The sequence below is a fragment of the Neptuniibacter caesariensis genome, assembly GCF_000153345.1.
GTDB lineage: Bacteria > Pseudomonadota > Gammaproteobacteria > Pseudomonadales > Balneatricaceae > Neptuniibacter > Neptuniibacter caesariensis.
On sequence record NZ_CH724126.1, the window covers coordinates 537,131 to 553,849 of the forward strand.

General features: G+C 47.6%; 17 protein-coding genes. 6 read left to right on the forward strand and 11 right to left on the reverse strand.

From position 1 onward, the window contains the following. Positions 1-115 precede the first annotated feature (115 nt). Complete coding sequence (argA, locus tag MED92_RS12170; RefSeq protein ID WP_040662656.1) at positions 116-1,453, forward strand: amino-acid N-acetyltransferase; 1,338 nt, start codon at positions 116-118, stop codon at positions 1,451-1,453. Here argA and MED92_RS12175 read toward each other — a convergent pair. The 7 genes from MED92_RS12175 to ald form a co-directional block, all read right to left on the reverse strand. Next, on the reverse strand, positions 1,450-2,811 hold the full coding sequence (locus tag MED92_RS12175; protein WP_007021850.1) for an ATP-binding protein: 1,362 nt from the start codon (positions 2,809-2,811) through the stop codon (positions 1,450-1,452). The genes argA and MED92_RS12175 overlap by 4 nt on opposite strands. Before the next feature lie 8 nt (positions 2,812-2,819). Beyond that, positions 2,820-3,509: a response regulator transcription factor gene (locus MED92_RS12180; protein WP_007021851.1), complete on the reverse strand. Its 690-nt coding sequence runs from the start codon at positions 3,507-3,509 to the stop codon at positions 2,820-2,822. Between the two features lie 3 nt (positions 3,510-3,512). Further along, positions 3,513-3,791 carry a PepSY domain-containing protein gene (locus MED92_RS12185; protein ID WP_007021852.1) on the reverse strand — a complete coding sequence of 93 codons (279 nt, stop codon included), beginning with the start codon at positions 3,789-3,791 and terminating at the stop codon, positions 3,513-3,515. Between the two features lie 154 nt (positions 3,792-3,945). Further along, entirely contained in the window at positions 3,946-4,143 is a 198-nt protein-coding gene (locus MED92_RS12190) for a YgaP family membrane protein (protein ID WP_007021853.1), read from the reverse strand. A gap of 64 nt (positions 4,144-4,207) precedes the next feature. Further along, on the reverse strand, positions 4,208-4,858 hold the full coding sequence (locus MED92_RS12195) for a Crp/Fnr family transcriptional regulator (RefSeq protein ID WP_007021854.1): 651 nt from the start codon (positions 4,856-4,858) through the stop codon (positions 4,208-4,210). Beyond that, positions 4,851-5,114 carry a hypothetical protein gene (locus MED92_RS12200; RefSeq protein WP_007021855.1) on the reverse strand — a complete coding sequence of 88 codons (264 nt, stop codon included), beginning with the start codon at positions 5,112-5,114 and terminating at the stop codon, positions 4,851-4,853. The genes MED92_RS12195 and MED92_RS12200 overlap by 8 nt, the downstream gene beginning before the upstream one ends. Before the next feature lie 72 nt (positions 5,115-5,186). Beyond that, complete coding sequence (gene ald / locus MED92_RS12205; RefSeq protein WP_007021856.1) at positions 5,187-6,296, reverse strand: alanine dehydrogenase; 1,110 nt, start codon at positions 6,294-6,296, stop codon at positions 5,187-5,189. A 196-nt stretch (positions 6,297-6,492) separates the two neighbouring features. Between ald and ilvD the strand changes: the two genes are divergently transcribed. After that, entirely contained in the window at positions 6,493-8,334 is a 1,842-nt protein-coding gene (ilvD, locus tag MED92_RS12210) for a dihydroxy-acid dehydratase (protein ID WP_007021857.1), read from the forward strand. Between the two features lie 105 nt (positions 8,335-8,439). Here ilvD and MED92_RS19000 read toward each other — a convergent pair whose 3' ends face one another. From MED92_RS19000 to nfsA, 3 genes are read right to left on the reverse strand one after another with little or no spacing between them, the layout of a single operon-like run. Continuing rightward, complete coding sequence (locus MED92_RS19000) at positions 8,440-9,186, reverse strand: sulfite exporter TauE/SafE family protein (protein ID WP_007021858.1); 747 nt, start codon at positions 9,184-9,186, stop codon at positions 8,440-8,442. Continuing rightward, positions 9,187-10,416, reverse strand: a complete 1,230-nt coding sequence (locus MED92_RS19005; RefSeq protein ID WP_007021859.1) for an EAL and HDOD domain-containing protein — start codon at positions 10,414-10,416, stop codon at positions 9,187-9,189. It abuts the gene before it with no gap. 33 nt (positions 10,417-10,449) lie between these two features. Beyond that, positions 10,450-11,187 carry an oxygen-insensitive NADPH nitroreductase gene (nfsA, locus tag MED92_RS12225; protein WP_007021860.1) on the reverse strand — a complete coding sequence of 246 codons (738 nt, stop codon included), beginning with the start codon at positions 11,185-11,187 and terminating at the stop codon, positions 10,450-10,452. Between the two features lie 93 nt (positions 11,188-11,280). On the opposite strand from nfsA, the gene MED92_RS12230 reads away from it, so the two are divergent. The 4 genes from MED92_RS12230 to MED92_RS12245 are packed head-to-tail and all read left to right on the forward strand — an operon-like array spanning position 11,281 to position 14,585. Beyond that, positions 11,281-12,072: a TIGR04282 family arsenosugar biosynthesis glycosyltransferase gene (locus MED92_RS12230; protein ID WP_007021861.1), complete on the forward strand. Its 792-nt coding sequence runs from the start codon at positions 11,281-11,283 to the stop codon at positions 12,070-12,072. Continuing rightward, complete coding sequence (locus MED92_RS12235; protein WP_007021862.1) at positions 12,072-12,983, forward strand: radical SAM protein; 912 nt, start codon at positions 12,072-12,074, stop codon at positions 12,981-12,983. Before MED92_RS12230 ends, MED92_RS12235 begins: the two co-directional genes overlap by 1 nt. 47 nt (positions 12,984-13,030) lie before the next feature. After that, positions 13,031-13,882 carry an S-methyl-5'-thioadenosine phosphorylase gene (gene mtnP, locus MED92_RS12240; protein WP_007021863.1) on the forward strand — a complete coding sequence of 284 codons (852 nt, stop codon included), beginning with the start codon at positions 13,031-13,033 and terminating at the stop codon, positions 13,880-13,882. Then, positions 13,875-14,585: a glycosyltransferase gene (locus MED92_RS12245; RefSeq protein ID WP_007021864.1), complete on the forward strand. Its 711-nt coding sequence runs from the start codon at positions 13,875-13,877 to the stop codon at positions 14,583-14,585. Before mtnP ends, MED92_RS12245 begins: the two co-directional genes overlap by 8 nt. On the opposite strand, the gene MED92_RS12250 is transcribed toward MED92_RS12245, so the two are convergent. Beyond that, entirely contained in the window at positions 14,576-16,714 is a 2,139-nt protein-coding gene (locus tag MED92_RS12250; protein ID WP_007021865.1) for an FAD-dependent oxidoreductase, read from the reverse strand. The two genes, MED92_RS12245 and MED92_RS12250, sit on opposite strands and share 10 nt — an antisense overlap. Between the last annotated feature and the right edge of the window lie 5 nt (positions 16,715-16,719).

Below are 16,719 nucleotides of genomic sequence, written 5' to 3' on the forward strand. Positions count from 1 at the left end.
AAGGTTTCCTTTATTAATCAGTTAAAGCAACGAGATCAGTATTTGGCTTTTGAGCAGATAAAGCCTACAGTAGCCATATCAAAAATGATTAAACAGAACTGCTTGTAGACCTGCTGTGAACGACGACACCAAACAATACGTCAACTGGTTCCGCCACTCTTCCCCTTATATTAATGCGCACCGGGGCCATACTTTTGTCCTGATGCTGAGTGGAGAAGCGGTTGCCGATCCGAATTTTGCTAACATTGTGCACGATATTGCTCTGCTTAATAGTCTGGGGGTGCGCTTAGTACTTGTGCATGGGTCTCGTCCACAGATTGAAGAACGCCTGCAGCAGAAGCAGATCGGTACTCGTCTGCATCATCACCTTCGTGTTACTGATCAGGATACCCTGACCTGTGTTATTGAGGCTTCAGCTATTGTCAGGGCTGAGGTCGAGGCGCGCTTATCGCTTGGGTTACCTAATACGCCCATGGCAGGATCGCGAATTAAAGTCGTTTCCGGAAACTTTGTGACCGCCAAGCCTGTTGGGGTTCTGGATGGTGTCGATATGGCGCATACTGGCCAGGTACGCCGACTTGACAGTGATGCGATCCGTCAGCAGTTGGATGATGGCAATATTGTTCTGCTCTCTAATCTGGGTTATTCACCGACTGGTGAGCTATTCAATATCGCAGCGGAAGATGTTGCGACCTGCACTGCTGCGGCCGTTCAGGCGGAAAAGCTCATTTTGTTTGGCGCTGATCAGGGGGTGAAGGACAGTTCCGGTCAGTTACGCAGTGAGCTGCTTACCCGAAAGGCGGAAAGGCTGGTGGCTCAGTATCTGTCATCATTACAAGATAGTGATAAGCCGCACACGGAACTATCCCGTCATCTTGAGGCCGCTGTGAATGCATGCCGGAGTGGTGTTAATCGTTGTCATCTGATCAGTTATAAAGAGGACGGCGCGCTGCTGGGTGAACTGTTCACCCGTGATGGTGAAGGCACCATGGTCTTGCAGGAGTCCTATGAAAAGCTCCGCCAGGCTAGCATTGAAGATGTTGGCGCGGTAATGGAGTTGATTCAACCACTTGAACAGGATGGTACGCTGGTTCGTCGATCCCGTGAAGTGCTGGAAAATGAGATCGAACGCTTTACTCTGATTGAGCGAGATGGCGTGGTGATCGGATGTGCTGCGCTTTATCCCTTCCCGGAAGAGAATATGGGCGAGCTGGCTTGTGTAGTTGTATCTGCGGAATACAAGGGTGGCTCCAGAGGCGACAAACTGCTGACTGCGATTGAGAAACAAGCAACGGATGCAGGGCTAGAGCAGTTGTTTGTCCTGACCACCAAAACTGCTCATTGGTTTGTTGAGAGAGGGTTCTCTGAACACAAGGTGGAACAATTGCCGAGCGAGAAGAAAGCGATTTTCAACCTACAACGAAATTCAAAGGTATTCGTAAAGTCCCTTTAGTCAGGGAAGTGCAATACAAAACAGGCTCCCCCTAGAGGGGAGTCTTTTACTTCGATCTGGCCCTGATAACTGCTAACAATATCGGTTGCCACTGATAGACCGATACCTTGTCCCTGTATTGAAGTGTCCAGCCTCGCGCCCCTCTGAAGAATCACTTGACGCATCTCTGGCGTGACACCAGGTCCATCATCACAGATGGTCAGTTTAAGCTCACCGCCTTGCTGTTTGCCGGTGACTTTTACCTGACAGTTTCCATATTTGAAAGCGTTTTCCATGATGTTTCCGAGCACTTCCATCAGATCTCGTTCGTCACCAAAGAAGGTCAGGTCCTGGTCAAGTTCTACCTCTGATTGCACTTCTTTATTGCGGTAAACCTTGCTTAACGCTGCCAGCATACGCTCGATAATCGGCGTAACAGGTACGGCTTTGCCTAATGGTTTGTTCTGGCTTTTCACTGCCCGGCTCAATTGATACTGGACAATCTGATCCATTCGCTCGACCTGCTCACTGACCAGCGATTGATAAGTGTGTAGCTCGTGTTCTTCAAGCTCGGCACCTCGCATCACAGCAAGTGGTGTTTTTAGACTGTGGGCCAGATCACCCAGCGTGTTGCGATAACGTTCTTGTTGTTTTCGCTCGCTCTCAATTAGTCCGTTGAGGTTGTGGGTAACTGGTTCGACCTCATCGGGGTAATTGCCGAGTAGCTTTTCGGATTTGCCAGACTCGATCGCTTTTAGATCTTTTGCCAAACGGCGTAATGGGAAGAGCCCCCAATGCATTATCAGGGTTTGCGCGAGCAGGGCGACCAGAAAAATGATCCCCATCCATAAAATGAGTTGGTTGTTGTAGGCCTTCATGTCACGGATGACTAGAGCATCAGATTCCATCACCGTGAACAGATAAGACTTCTCCTGACCCTGGGCTTCCCAGATGATACGAAGCTGGAAGCTAAACAACTGATTCTCAGTTAAATGCTCAAATTTGGGCTCGCCCGTATTGAGGCCGCTTAAGTTAATTGCTTCAGATAATTTAGGATCGTCGAGCAGGACCGAAGATAAGGAACGCCAGACAATATTGCCCTGATTGTCATGTATGGCTCCGTATAGACCAGAGTCAATTTTTTCGTAGCGTGGTTCCGGGAGCCGTTCAGAAAACTGGATATGGTCTTCTTTTAATTCAACTGCGCCGAGCAGTAAGAAGACCTGCAATTGCAGGCGATCTTTCACTGAATTTTCCAGACTGTACTGATAAGCATTGCTCAGGGCAAAGCCTGCGATCAGTAAAACAATGGGCAGAATGACAGTGGAGGCGATCAGAAGTCGCCCCTGCAGGGAGTGCAGGGGGGATTTAATATTCACGCGTACGTTTACTCACTACTGGAATCAGCTGTCAGGGCAAAACGATAGCCGAGCCCTCGGACAGTTGTGATCGGCTGGAGATCCTGATCAGGGTCGAGTTTTTGGCGAAGGCGACGGATAAAGACTTCCAATACGTTACTGTCGCGATCAAAGTCCTGATGGTAGAGGTGCTCAGTGAGTTCGCTTTTAGAGATGGTTTTGCCAGCATTCAGAACCAGATATTCAAAGGTTCGATACTCATAGCTGGTTAATTTCACTGGCTCATTATGGCGATAAACCACCCGGCCTGTGGTATCCATTTTTATCGGACCAAACTCTAACACCGGTTTAGAGTGACCTGCAGCGCGTCGCAACAGCGCATTCAGGCGAGCCTGAAGCTCTTCCATATGGAAAGGTTTGACAAGATAGTCATCTGCGCCGGCTTCTAAGCCCTCTACCTTATCCTGCCAGTCGCCCCGGGCAGTTAAGATGATGATCGGGAACTCTTTGCCGTCATCGCGCCATTGGCGGATCACCTCAATACCGGATAGCTTAGGTAGCCCAAGATCAACAATGGCTAGATCGTACGGGTACTCCTGCCCCAGATAGAGTGCTTCTTCGCCGTCAGCGGTTTCTTCAACGGTGTAGTTTTTATTTTCCAGAGCAGTGACCAATTGGCGACGTAGATCCGGATCGTCCTCAACTACCAATAATTTCATTCTTTATCTCTCCGTGTCAGGGGTAATGACTTGACCGTTTTGGCTATCGATCATAATTTCTTTGACCCTGCCTTCATTTACCAAACGAATCTTATAGACCGCACGGCCCTTAAATTCAGCGGTTTCCGTTTTTATGACTTCTCCGCCTGTTGTCTCAATAGCAAGCTGCATTGCTTGTTTCAAAGACAAAGGGGAGGGATCAGCAGCGGCAGCAACCGGAGCCGCAAGGCCTGTCGATAAACTCAGTGTCAGCACAGCATTGAGTAACTGCCGTTTTAACATGTACTTAAACCTCACGATGACCCGTTATTACTAGAGATAAGTATCCGTAACATAGGATAAAGAGTAAATAGAAATGAACGTAGAAAGAAGTTTAAGCGTTGGAAACTGTATGAAGGGTGAACGGCTGGGTGGGCGTAACCCACCCAGAGGGAGGTTACGATTCAGAGCATTTAGCGCAGGTGCTGATTCCCAGAACTTTATATAAAGGGCACCAGCCAAATAGCGCAATCAAAATGACCGGTACGCCCAGCCAGCCCCAGATGGTTTGCGGGCCTACGAACACCAGTGCGATTAGCACGAGTCCAATAACGATACGGAGCATCTTATCCAGATTACCAATATTCTTTTCCATGATTCTGTCCTCGATAAATAACTTATGGGGCTAGTGTAGAATCTGGCAATTATCGGGTCTGTGATTAAGTCACAGAATTAAGTTGTTCCAGGTCACAAATGCGGATGCGCCCGCGTTCGAGTTGAACCAGTTGTTGCTGTTCAAGCTTTTTGAGTTGTCGTGAGATCACTTCGCGTGCGGTGCCTAGCTCATCAGCAATGGTTTGGTGAGAACAGTTGATTTCCATGCGCTCATCGGTATGTGCCAGCAGATATTCCACCAATCGGCTTTCTATGCTCTCGAAGGCGATGCTCTGTACCAGTTCGATCATGTCTGACAGGGGGTGTGCATAGGAGGAGAAAATAAATTGACGAAGAATTGGTGATTGAGCGAGTGCTTTTTCAAAAGCGTCTGCAGGCAAAAGAAATGCTTCAACATCGGTCTCAGCAATGCCTTCCGCAGGATAAATTTGTCTGCCTAGGAGGCAAGAGGTGGTCAGTACGCAGCTGCCTTTATCTTCAATGCGGTAGAGTACCAGCTCGCGACCATTTGCACCTCGGGCCAGAACTTTGACGGTACCTGAGGTGACCAAAATGAAGTTATTACAGAGATCGCCTTGGCGGAAAATGACAGCGTTAGCCGGGATTCGCAGCTGTTGTGCTTGAGCTATTAACTGTTGTCCCTGAGGGTCCAGTTGCGAAAGCTCAGGATAACGCTGCAGTAAAGCTTCAGGCATCGCTGTTGTCTTCTGCTTTTTTCTCTTTCTGTTTTAACTGGCGCACTGACAAAATAACAAAGCGCACGTTATAGATCAGGCCCAGGGCTAAGGCCACTGCTGCAGTGATAATGAACAGGTTGCCCAGAGCCGGGATTTTAAAGAACCACCCCACCCACAGAGCGATAACACTGATGATGGCAATTGGAATTCCTGTTTTGATCAGCAGGCTCATCCACTTATCTGAGCGAATCTCTTTCTTATCGATGCTGGACATAAAAATACTCAATCTGATTGTTGCAGCACAGAGTAGAGTGCTGCATCTGATTGATCAAGAGCCCAGCGGTAATTACAGACTGTCAATTGGTCTGAAATCGAGGTCGAAAGCTTTGGCGACTCCTTCACAGAAGATATCACCCCTGTGAACGTTCAATCCTTTGGCAAAGAGCGGGTCCTGCTTCAGCATCGTTTGCCAGGGGGCGTTGGCCAGCCGGCAAATGTAAGGAAGTGTGGCATTAGTGAGTGCCAGAGTTGAAGTCCGCGCCACAGCCCCCGGCATATTCGCTACACAATAATGCACAATCCCCTGCTCAATAAATGTTGGATCGTCATGAGTCGTTGGCCTACTGGTCTCGAAACAGCCCCCCTGATCGATAGCGACATCGACAATGACAGAACCTTTCTGCATTGAACCTAGATCAGCTTTGGTGACCAGCTTGGGTGCGGCTGCACCTGGGATTAAGACAGCTCCAATAATCAAATCAGCCTCTGCAATCGCCTGTTGAACATTATCGGTAGTGGAGTAACAGGTCTTTATACGACCATGAAATTGGCTATCCAGTTCGCGCAGTCTCTGTGGGGATTTATCAAAGATAGTGACCTCAGCGCCCAGGCCCGTCGCCATCTGTGCTGCGTTTGTTCCAACTACACCGCCACCCAGAATAATCACTTTGCCTGGTGCAACGCCAGGAACACCTCCTAGCAATACCCCTCGACCTTGTTGGGCTATCTCAAGACAATGCGCGCCGGCTTGCACCGACATTCTGCCAGCGACTTCGCTCATTGGTGCGAGCAGAGGGAGGTGGCCGAGATGATCGGTAATCGTTTCATAAGCAATGGCGGTACAACCAGAGTTCTGCAGAGATTCGGTTAAGTGGCGCTCCGCAGCCAGGTGCAGATATGTGAAGAGGAGGTGTTCAGGTTTAAGCCTGGCGGTTTCTTCAGGTTGCGGCTCCTTAACCTTAATGATCATCTGCGCTCTGGACCATAGCTCACCCGCCGTTTCGACAATCTCAGCACCTGAGGTTTGATACTCAGCATCGAAGAAACCTATTTTTTCTCCTGCCCCTTTTTGGATGATGACGTCATGACCCTGAGAGCAAAGTTCTTTTACCCCTGAAGGGGTTAATCCTACCCGGTATTCTCTGGTTTTTATCTCGGTGGGTACGCCAATCAACATAACAGATCTCCTTACCAGCCAGCCGCTAATCTACTGTTTTCAAGAGGTTACTTAGATAGTGTAGACAAGTTTTCAGTGATCCAGTTCATGGCATATTTTGTTGCGAACAAATCAACATGCCGTGGGGCACCCATTGGTTAGGGTTCTGGTATACTCGGAGATCGCTAATAAAACTATTACTCCAAGGGTCAACATCATGCCGCAATATCGCTCTAAAACATCGACTGCGGGTCGTAATATGGCGGGTGCACGTGCGCTTTGGCGTGCAACGGGAATGAAAGATGAAGATTTCCACAAGCCAATTATCGCTGTAGCTAACTCTTTTACGCAGTTTGTTCCAGGTCACGTTCACCTGAAAGATATGGGGCAGCTGGTCGCGCGTGAGATTGAAAAAGCAGGTGGTGTAGCAAAAGAATTCAATACGATCGCGGTAGATGATGGTATCGCAATGGGCCATGATGGCATGCTTTACTCACTGCCCTCTCGTGACATCATTGCCGACTCCGTTGAATACATGGTTAATGCACACTGTGCAGATGCCATTGTATGTATCTCGAACTGTGACAAGATTACACCGGGCATGCTGATGGCGTCCATGCGACTGAACATCCCTGTAATCTTTGTTACAGGCGGGCCAATGGAAGCGGGTAAAACCAAGCTGGCTGAGCACAAGCTGGATCTGGTTGACGCGATGGTACTGGCAGCAGACCCAACTGCTTCTGATGAAGAAGTTGATGCGGTTGAGCGCTCTGCTTGCCCGACTTGTGGTTCTTGTTCGGGGATGTTCACAGCCAACTCGATGAACTGCTTGGCAGAAGCGTTGGGCCTGGCTCTACCTGGAAATGGTACTGTCGTTGCGACTCACGCTGACCGTGAAAACTTGTTCCTGGAAGCGGGTCGTACCATTGTTGATTTGGCGAAACGTTATTACGAGCAGGATGATGAATCTGTTCTGCCTCGTTCCGTAGGTTTCAAAGCGTTCGAAAACTGCATAACGCTTGATATCGCAATGGGTGGTTCTACCAACACTATCCTGCACTTGTTGGCTATTGCTCAGGAAGCAGAAATTGACTTCACAATGGATGATATTGATCGCCTATCCCGTGTAGTACCGCAGTTATGTAAAGTTGCACCTAATACACCTGAATATCATATTGAAGATGTACACCGCGCAGGTGGCATCATGGGCATCCTTGGTGAGTTGGATCGCGCCGGTAAACTGCATACTGATGTTCCAACCGTACATGCGCCGACAATGAAGGAAGCATTGGATAAGTGGGATATCATGCGTAACCCTTCGCCTGAGGTGCTAGAGTTTTATCGCGCAGGTCCTGCAGGTATTCCAACTCAGACCGCGTTTAGCCAATCTACGCGTTGGCCAACGCTGGACGGTGACCGTGAAAACGGCTGTATCCGTTCATTAGAGAATGCGTTCTCTTTAGAAGGTGGTTTGGCTGTATTGAAAGGTAACATTGCGCTAGATGGTTGCGTGGTTAAGTCTGCTGGCGTAGATGAATCTATTCTTGTCTTCGAAGGCCCTGCACATATCACAGAGTCACAAGATGAAGCGGTTCAAAATATTCTGGATGACAAAGTGGTAGCGGGCGAAGTTGTTATCGTTCGTTACGAAGGCCCTAAAGGTGGTCCGGGTATGCAAGAGATGTTGTACCCAACCTCTTACATTAAGTCTAAAGGACTGGGTAAAGCTTGTGCCTTGCTGACTGATGGTCGTTTCTCTGGTGGTACTTCTGGTCTTTCAATTGGCCACGTTTCCCCTGAAGCAGCGGCGGGCGGTGCAATCGGTCTGGTACGTAATGGCGATATTATTCGTATCGATATTCCTAACCGTACAATCGATGTTCTGCTATCCGATGAGGAACTTGCTGAACGCCGTGCAGAGCAGGATAAGTTGGGCTGGAAACCAGTGGAAGAGCGTCCACGTAAAGTATCTGCAGCTCTGAAAGCATTTGGCATGTTGGCAACCTCTGCGGATAAAGGTGCAGTACGTGACCTATCCAAACTGGAAGAATTATTCTAAATATTTAGAGTAAATTCGATTTTGAAAGGCAGCTTCGGCTGCCTTTTTGCGTTTAAAGTATCAATAGAAATTAGCTAAGGTTACCTTAACTTTGCATAGTCGTTTTTAGGCAAAGAAAACTTGTGAAGCCTGCCATAACAGGCGGACAGCCATAAGGGTGATGACAGTTTTGAAAATAATCCTGAAGTGCTGCGTGGGAATTTTGTTGAGCATGCGAAGGCCCAGCCAGGTGCCAGCCATCCCACCTAAGACCATCAAAATCACCAGTGGCAACCATTGCCAGAAAGCAAACCCGACTAATGAAAAAACCAGCATTTTTAGCAGGTGTTGGAAGCTCATGCAGGCGGCAAAGGTTGCTGTAGTTGTGAGCTTTTCATAACTTTGTCGATGGACAAAACCCGCGACAAGCGGGCCTGTAGCGCCGACAAACATCGATATAAATGTTGTGCCCGCTCCGGCGGCGACCTGGCCTTTCTCGCTCATCTGATGCTTTTTCGGCTTTGGTCCCCAGACGAGAAAGAGAATAAAGAGAGCGACACAGAGCTGAATCAGATAAAGGGGAAGCTGAATAACGACGAAAGACGCTACAAAAGCGCCGATCAAAGCCCCAGCGGTAAAGCTTTTTACCATACACCAGTCAATGTGTTGGCGGGTCATAATGGCGCGATTACCGTTGGAACCAAGCTGGACCAGACCGTGCACGGGTATCAGGGCCGCTGGTGGTAAAACCGAGGCAAGAATGGCCAAAAGCAGAACTCCGCCGCCAATTCCCATCGCTGCGGTTATAAACGAGGTTCCCGCAGCGCTGAAGATAAGAAAAAGAGCGAGCTCAAGATTATCTTGAAGTGGCATCTACTTGTCGCTAAGCGATTTCATGACTTGTTGCGACCAGTTCAAACTATGTCGGTATGCAACCTCATAAAATTGTTGATCCAACAGCAGGTCAATCTGCTCAAAGTCACCGTCTTCGTATTTACTAACTTGCTCTAAAATTTGGCCAAGTTGCCCATCATAGTTTATTAGCGCAGCTTTAACGTCATTTTGCAGAGGCACTTGTTCTAATAGTTCTGGAAGTTCCATATCCAACAAGACATCCAGTTTAGAGAACAACCCGGTTATAAAATTATTGATAGGTTGATCCCGGCCAAGCATCTCAGCCAGTAGTTCACACATTCTCCCACGTATGAGCATGCTGCGAGTTAGCTCTACGGGTTTGTCTTGAGTATCAGTCACCAGGAATAAACTAACCCACTTACGAATCTGTTCGAATCCAAGGAGGCTAATGGCATGGGACAGAGATTCAATTTCGCGATTCAGGTTGAAAGCTGCTGAGTTGACTACTCTTAAAATTCTGTAGGTTAGCAGCGGATCATTAATAACAAGTTGCTCTACAGACTGAGCTGTCGCTGTAGGGCTTTGCAGTTCGACCATCATCTGTAACAGTAGCATTTTACTGCTACCCAGCTTTTTACCTTTAACTGGTTCTGGCTTGCTTAAAAAATAACCCTGGAAGAGGGAGAAGCCTAGTTCGTAACACTTTCTAAACTCTTCCTGTGTTTCAACTTTATCTGCCAGGAGTTCAAGGTGGTATGGGCGAAGCTTTTTAACCAATTCAGGAATCGATTCTAAAGGAATTGATTGAATATCCATTTTCAAAATATGTACCAGATTTAAAAGTGGGTCATATTTTGGAACGGGTTTGTAGTCTGACAGAGCCAGCCTATAACCTAACTGATTGAGTTCTTTGACTCTTTCTATAAACTCAGGGGTGATATCTGAATGACCTAAGACTTCAAGAATAAAATGTTCTTTTGGAAGCTCTGGAAAGTGTTCTGACATGATTGTTTTGTCAGTGAGCTTGATATAACAGGGTAAAGATCTAACTTCCCCTTCCTGACAGATGCTGGCGTAAGTGTTCAGAATGACCGAAGATGTGGCCAGATGATCACTGAATTTCCGTTCAGTTGCTTCATCACCCCGGTAAAGTAAGGCGTAAGCAATAACATCCTGGCTTTTATTAAAGACAGGCTGGCGCGCGAGTAACAGGTCTAATGAATCTTCAGTATCGATTTCGCCGCTCATTATTTTCTCCAAACCTCCAGAAGGTATCTTAGGTTATTTCTTTAAGAATCCACGTGATTGTAAGAAAGAAAGCATGTGTGGGCGAGCCTCTTTTTGTAGCATGCCAGAGATCTGCTCACTCCAGCTCATATCTTTCTGTCCGCCGGTGCGTGTTGCGTAATATTCTCTTACCTGATGGTCATATTCAGCGATCAGGTCTTTGTCTGAACTGTCATCGTAGGCGTCCTGTTTCAGAACAACTTCCAGCGGAAGGCGAGGTTTTACTTCTGGGTTCTGATCAGGATAACCCAGGCACATACCAAATACAGGGTAGACAAGTTCGGGAAGCTCAAGTGCTTCTGCGACTAGGTCTATTTTATTCCTTAGTCCGCCAATGTAGACCAAGCCAAGCCCTTCAGACTCGGCTGCAATAGCAACATTCTGCGCAAACAGACCGCAATCGACAGTGGCGGTGATAAATTGCTCGGTGAATCCGGAAAGCATCTCAGCTTCATGCATATCGCAACTGATCTTATGTCGGTTCATATCAGCGCAGAAGACCAGAAAAACCGGTGCTTCTTTTACATAAGCCTGATTACCGGCCCATTCTGACAGTGATTCGCGTTTGCCGGTGTCATTGACCTGAATAACCGTGCAGGCCTGAATAAAGCTTGAGGTCGCAGCTGCCTGGCCTGCGGCAACAAAACTATTTACTTGAGACTGGGAGACCGGCTGTTCGGTGAATTTGCGTATCGAACGATGAGAATTGAGTAACTCAATGACCTGATTCATATAGTTCCTGCTTACTTGGGTTTCTGCTGATGTTGTAACACAGCCTGACGCATTGCTGAAGAATAAATAATTCGTCATGGGCTTTGCACTAAGATGTGTCCAGATGGGAACTATCAGGATAAGCTTAGGTCTATCAGTGAGTTATCGGTTAATGAGAAATTTCCTTTGCCTAATATGTCAGACTCCGCAACAGAGAACGTTGCACTGTTGATCTTTTGCAAGCGGCCAAAACTGAATCAGGGAAAACAACGTATCGCAGAAACATTAGGGGCTAAGGCCGCTTATGATATTGCTGATCGCTTGTTGGCTTGTGCATTAGAAGATGCTCAGAATTGGCCTGGGCCAGTCGTACTATCGCCAGCGAGTGTTGATGATATCGGATGGGCTCAAGGCTTACTTAAACATTCAGATGTTACTGTTATTGCTCAGCCAGAGGGGAATCTGGGTGAACGGATTAATGCAATTGACCTTGAGCTACGACAACGTGGACATAACGGTATTGTTACGATTGGTACCGATGCGCCTATTCTTAACAACCTTTTTTATACCCAAGTGCTCAGCCGGTTAAAAGATTCAGATATTGTACTTAGTGCGGCTGAGGATGGAGGCGTCACTATGATGGCTTCGTCCGTGGCCTGGCCAGATATAAAAAATCTTCCCTGGAGCACCGACCGGTTAGGTCAGTCTCTAAACGATTTATGTGTTGAGGCAGGTTTAAACGTGGAATTTATCGATCCTAGCTATGATATTGATCTTGAAGGCGATCTGGTTAAGTTAATGGCAGATCTTAAGAGTGATCGAAGGCCGGCAAGGCAGAAACTGCTTAATTGTGTGCTCGAGATAGTAAATGATAGACAAAAGCTAGTGCAGGCAGGGGCTGAGTAATGCAAAGGATACGAACAGAAAACTGGTACAACACCCCACAAGGTGAAAGTCGTGGGTATATTGATCCATTCTCTTTGCGTGAACTGTGGTTTCATACGGGGACGGCGTGTAACTTACAGTGCCCATTTTGCCTGGAAGGGTCAGGCCCCGGAGATAATCGTCTTGAGCTGGTCAAATTTGATGATGTGAAACCTTATATTGATGAAGCCCTTGAGTTAGGTGTGGAACAGTTTTCTTTTACCGGCGGTGAGCCTTTTCTGGCTAAACAGCTCGTTAAAATACTGGCTTATGCCGCACAGTATAAGCCATGCATGGTACTGACCAATGGCACAGAGGCGCTTCAGCAGAGAATGGAAGAGGTAAAAAGCCTCTTGGAATGCCCCAATCAGATTAGTTTTCGAGTGAGCATCGATAAGCCTTCTGCCGAAGCGCATGATGCCGGTCGTGGTGAAGGGAACTTTCTCAAGGCGTTAACCGGTCTGAAGATGCTTTATGATGCTGGGTTTAATGTCTCAGTTGCTCGGCATATGGATAAAGATGAAAACAGATCAGAAGTCGATGCTTTATATTCGGCGTTGTTTACCGAGCATGGCCTTCCTGCAGATCTTAATATTGTCGCTTTCCCCGATTTTGCTACCCCAGGTAGTTTGCCCCAGGTTCCCCTGGTCACTACGGCATGTATGACGACCTACCAGACCGAAGAGAGTCGGAAAGATTTCATGTGCGCTTTCAGTAAGATGGTTGTTAAGAATAAAGGCCGTATGCGAGTTTATGCCTGTACGTTGGTGGATGATGATGAAGAGTATGACCTGGGGGCGAGTCTTAGAGAGAGCCTTGAAGAGAGGATTAGTATGAAACATCATCGCTGCTATAGTTGTTTCGCTTACGGTGCGTCCTGTAGTGAAAGTTAAGCTGTGGTGGCTCGGGGTTTTGAGATAAAGATTTTAAGGAGAAAGTTGTGTTAGCAATTATTGGTGGTACCGGGATCTATCAGCTAGAGGGGCTTGAAGTGATGGGTGAGCATGAACTTGAAACACCTTTCGGTTCACCATCGGCTGCTATTACACAGGGTAAAATGGCTGATCAGGACCTGTTGTTTCTACCTCGCCACGGTCGTCGTCATGAGTTGTTGCCATCTGAGGTTAACTATCGGGCGAATATCTGGGCGTTAAAGAAACTCGGTGCAACGCAGGTGATCGGTCTATCTGCGGTGGGAAGCCTGCAGGAAGAGATCGCCCCAGGAGATCTGTCATTGCCGGATCAGTACTTTGATTTTGTTAAAGGTAATCGAGAGAAAACGTTTTTTGGTAATGGGCTGGCAGCGCATGTTTCTACAGCGGAACCTACCAGCAAATGCCTGGCTGATGGTCTAGAAAAGGCCGCTGAGAGTGTCGGGCAAAAAGTTCATAGAAACAAAACCTATGCTTGTGTTGATGGTCCGAGGCTTGGAACCCGTGCTGAGAGTTTTTTCCTGCGCGGGGCTGCGGGTTGTGATCTGGTTGGTATGACAAACGTTCCTGAAGTATTCCTCGCACGGGAAGCGCAGCTTTGTTACTGCACTATAGCTATTGCTACGGATTATGATTGCTGGCTGGATGACCCCGCCCAGCACGTGAGCGTTGAACAGGTTATCGCCCGTTATGGCGCGAGTCTGGAAAAAGCTAAGCAAGTATTAACGGCTTATATTACACAAGGGAATTCATGTGCTGATGATTGCAGCTGTCGTAAGAGCTTGGCGAGTGCGGTGCTGACACCAAGAGAGGTGCTGAATGCTGAGCAATTGGAACTATTGGAACTGCTAAGTGCCTGACCCCTTCCTATCTGTAGTTATCCCTGTCGGCCCCGAGGAATCTGAAATTACTCGGGGCTTGATCGATGATCTGCACCTCCTGCCTCAGCACAGTGAAATTATCTTTGTGGGTTGTGACGAAAAGTCTCAGGCGGGTTTGAAGCGGTCTACCACCGATCGAATTAAAGCTTATTCCGTGCAATGGGCATATGCCGAGCCGGGGCGAGCAAAGCAGATGAATGCAGGTGCTAAGCAGGCAGCTGGACAGTACATTTGGTTTCTGCACATTGATAGCCGCTTCTCTCCAAAGCTGATCGATACGCTTGTGGGGAATTTACGGTGCTATCCTGAGCGTTTGCACTATTGCCTGTTGGCATTTATGGATGATGGTCCCTCTAGCATGGAGATGAATAGCTTAGGTGCTAATTTACGCTCTCTATGCCTGGGCGTGCCATTTGGTGATCAGGGGCTTCTTATTAGCAAGCAATTGTTTGCTGAGGTGGGAGGTTACCCGGAAACCGCACCCTATGGTGAAGATCATCTGTTCGTCTGGTACGCTCGACAGCATGGCATCAGGCTTAAATGTTGCCGAAGCAGGCTACTGACCAGTGCTCGCAAATATAAGCGTAAAGGTTGGTTACCGCTTACGCTTTTGTACCAAAAATTATGGATAAAGCAGGCCTGGCCGGAATTTATTCGCCTGTTAAAAAAGCGCTATTTCTGACCTCTCATCCAGTTATGGTATTTTTCTACCCAGCCTAGAAGTCCTTGAGGCGCATTGGCGCGTTTCCATTCGCCTGCTGTGTATTTGTTTGCCTCACTAAGAGTTGGGTAAATATGAATGGTGCCAAGAATTTTATTCAAGCCCAGGCCATGCTTCATCGCAGTAACATACTCTGTGATTAGTTCGCCCGAATGTGGTCCGACAATCGTGGCTCCTAGAATACGGTCTTTGCCTGGCACCGTGAGGACTTTTACAAACCCATGGTTGTCACTATCTGCTATCGCTCTATCGAGTTCTTCCAGATCAAACCGGGTAACCTCATAGGCAATGTTTTGCTCTTTCGCTTCCAGTTCATTTAGTCCGACTCGGGCGACCTCTGGATCAGTAAAGGTGGCGGCTGGAATGACGGAGTAATCCACTTTGAATTTCTTAAACTTGCCAAACAGGGCGTTAACCGCAGCATACCAAGCCTGATGGGCTGCTGCATGGGTAAACTGATAAGGCCCTGCAACATCACCACAGGCGTATATATTTGGGTATTTAGTTTGTAAGTACTCGTTAACTTCAAGTGTTCCGTCAGCCTTGCTGGTTATGCCCAGATTATCCAGACCGAAACCTTCAATATTAGCCTGCCGGCCTGTCGCTATAAGCAGTTCATCGAAAGCAATCTCTTCAGTCTGCCCCTGATATTCGCATATCAGCAGTTTTTCCCCGTCACGTTCTACAAACTCCCGCATCTTTCTCTCAGGTAAAATTGATATACCTTCATCTTTGAAACGAGCAGCGACCAGTTCAGATACATCCGAGTCCTCTTTAGGCATAATGTGCGAGCCGCGAAGAACGATGGATACCTGAGAGCCGAAACGGGCAAAACTCTGACTTAACTCACAGCCAATCGGTCCACCGCCCAGTACCAATAAACGCTTTGGCCGTTCGCGTATCTTCCAGAGGTTATCTGAAGTCAGCGGGGACATCGCTTCAATATTTTTAATCGCAGGAATTCGCGGTCGGGCGCCAGTGGCAATAACGATGTTCTTGGTTGTGATGATCTCGCCGTTGACCACCACCTCGTAAGGGTTAAGAATTTGAGCTGAGCCCTGAACACAGTCAACGCCTAAGCCTGTATAACGCTCGATAGAGTCATGTGGCTCAACAGTTTCAACTACCTTAGAAACCCGCTCCATCACCTCGGCAAAATTAAATTCGACCTCGCTTTTAGCGATGCCGTACTTCTCGCTATTTCGGCTCTCGGCGAGAAAACGTGCAGAGCGTATCAGCGCCTTGGAAGGTACGCATCCTGTGTTCAAACAGTCGCCCCCCATCTTGTGTTTTTCAATCAGGCTGACTTTGGCTTTAACAGCTGCGGCAATATAGGAGGTAACCAATCCGGCTGAACCTGCGCCTATGACAACGATATTTGTATCAAATTTTTCAGGCTTTTTTATGCCAGCATAGACTTTTCGCGCTTTAAGTAATTCGATCACTTTCTTGGCTATCAGAGGGAAAATACCCAGCAGGGTAAAGGACAATATAATTCCCGGAGATAAAATACCTGACAGGCTTTCGAGTTGACCAAGTTGAGTGCCGGCGTTTACGTAAACAATGGTGCCGGCAAACATGCCTAGCTGGCTCACCCAGTAGAATGTCCAGACCTTAATTGAGGTTAAGCCCATGCCGAGGTTGATAACGAAGAATGGGAAAATGGGCACCAGGCGTAGCGTGAAGAGATAGAAGGCACCTTCGCGCTTTACGCCTTCATTAATAGATTCAAGTTGTTTGCCAAAACGCTGTTGAATGGAATCTCTGAGTAAGAAACGTGAAAAGAGGAAGGCTAAGGTGGCTCCAAGGGTGCTGGCAAACGAAATAATGATTAACCCGGTCCATAGACCAAACAATGCGCCACCCACGAGTGTCATGATTGTTGCGCCGGGCAGTGAAAGTCCTGTCACAAGTACATAAATGGCAAAGAAAATTGCAATGGTTAATACAGGATTAGCCTGGTAATAATCCGCGAAAGCCTGCTGGTTATCTTTAATATATTCCAGACTAAAAAACTGACCCAGGTCGAACATAAAAAAAGAAACGACTGCAAGGAATAGAATGGAGATCAGAGCGAGTTTTTTGTTCATACCAT

What these genes read in the sequence shown, in the direction of transcription:
- MED92_RS12185 (WP_007021852.1), bottom strand. Translation starts at nt 3,791, where the DNA reads ATGTTAAAACGGCAGTTACTCAATGCTGTGCTGACACTGAGTTTATCG.
- MED92_RS12190 (WP_007021853.1), bottom strand. Translation starts at nt 4,143, where the DNA reads ATGGAAAAGAATATTGGTAATCTGGATAAGATGCTCCGTATCGTTATT.
- MED92_RS12230 (WP_007021861.1), top strand. Translation starts at nt 11,281, where the DNA reads ATGTGTCCAGATGGGAACTATCAGGATAAGCTTAGGTCTATCAGTGAG.
- MED92_RS19005 (WP_007021859.1), bottom strand. Translation starts at nt 10,416, where the DNA reads ATGAGCGGCGAAATCGATACTGAAGATTCATTAGACCTGTTACTCGCG.
- MED92_RS12250 (WP_007021865.1), bottom strand. Translation starts at nt 16,714, where the DNA reads ATGAACAAAAAACTCGCTCTGATCTCCATTCTATTCCTTGCAGTCGTT.
- MED92_RS12195 (WP_007021854.1), bottom strand. Translation starts at nt 4,858, where the DNA reads ATGCCTGAAGCTTTACTGCAGCGTTATCCTGAGCTTTCGCAACTGGAC.
- ald (WP_007021856.1), bottom strand. Translation starts at nt 6,296, where the DNA reads ATGTTGATTGGCGTACCCACCGAGATAAAAACCAGAGAATACCGGGTA.
- nfsA (WP_007021860.1), bottom strand. Translation starts at nt 11,187, where the DNA reads ATGAATCAGGTCATTGAGTTACTCAATTCTCATCGTTCGATACGCAAA.
- ilvD (WP_007021857.1), top strand. Translation starts at nt 6,493, where the DNA reads ATGCCGCAATATCGCTCTAAAACATCGACTGCGGGTCGTAATATGGCG.
- MED92_RS12180 (WP_007021851.1), bottom strand. Translation starts at nt 3,509, where the DNA reads ATGAAATTATTGGTAGTTGAGGACGATCCGGATCTACGTCGCCAATTG.
- MED92_RS19000 (WP_007021858.1), bottom strand. Translation starts at nt 9,186, where the DNA reads ATGCCACTTCAAGATAATCTTGAGCTCGCTCTTTTTCTTATCTTCAGC.
- MED92_RS12200 (WP_007021855.1), bottom strand. Translation starts at nt 5,114, where the DNA reads ATGTCCAGCATCGATAAGAAAGAGATTCGCTCAGATAAGTGGATGAGC.
- MED92_RS12235 (WP_007021862.1), top strand. Translation starts at nt 12,072, where the DNA reads ATGCAAAGGATACGAACAGAAAACTGGTACAACACCCCACAAGGTGAA.